The sequence below is a fragment of the Desulfatitalea alkaliphila genome (assembly GCF_022968795.1).
Classification (GTDB): Bacteria; Desulfobacterota; Desulfobacteria; order Desulfobacterales; family Desulfosarcinaceae; genus Desulfatitalea; species Desulfatitalea alkaliphila.
In genome coordinates, this window is sequence record NZ_JALJRB010000091.1 from 1 (window position 1) to 626 (window position 626).

Genomic DNA, 626 nt, shown 5'->3' on the forward strand with positions numbered 1-626 from the left:
AGAACCGTTGAGCGCGTCATTGCAGAGGAAGGCTTTCCCAGATTGCCGCGGCGCACGCGGGTCAAAACCGGCGTAACGGTCAAAGGGGCTCAAATCCCGGAACGTTCCGAGATCGTCTCTTTGGCGGATCTGGACGGGCAACGGCTCAACTCGGACAATGCCGGAGTGTTTTTGTTCGCGCCATTTTTGCGGCAGCTCGATATCGGCGCCATCGCACGGGCGGCAGGTCTGCCCGGAACCAAGATCATCCCGGCCACCAATTACCTGCTCTCTTTCCTTGCGCTCAAGTTGATCGGCAACGAGCGCTACGCCCATGTCGGCGACCATGCCTTCGATCCTGCCCTGGGGCTGTTCGCCGGGCTCAATGCATTGCCCAAATGCACGGCGATGTCCACTTACTCGTACTCATTGGATGAGATGCAGATCGTGAACTTGCAAAAGCAATTCATCCAAAATGCCTCCAAGCTCGGTTTGTATGATGGAACGCTGGTCAATCTCGACTTTCATACGGTGCCGCACTTCGGTGAGCAGTCCGTGCTGGAAAAACATTGGGCCGGGGCACGCGGAAAACGCATGAAAGGGGCTTTGACGCTGTTTTGCCAGGACAGTGAATCCAAGCTGATTCT

General features: G+C 56.4%; 1 protein-coding gene. It reads left to right on the plus strand.

The window, feature by feature from the left end; genetic code table 11:
• Window positions 1-120: 120 nt before the first annotated feature.
• A partial coding sequence (locus MRX98_RS21875; protein ID WP_246915328.1) for a hypothetical protein occupies window positions 121-626 on the plus strand: 506 nt, incomplete at its 3' end.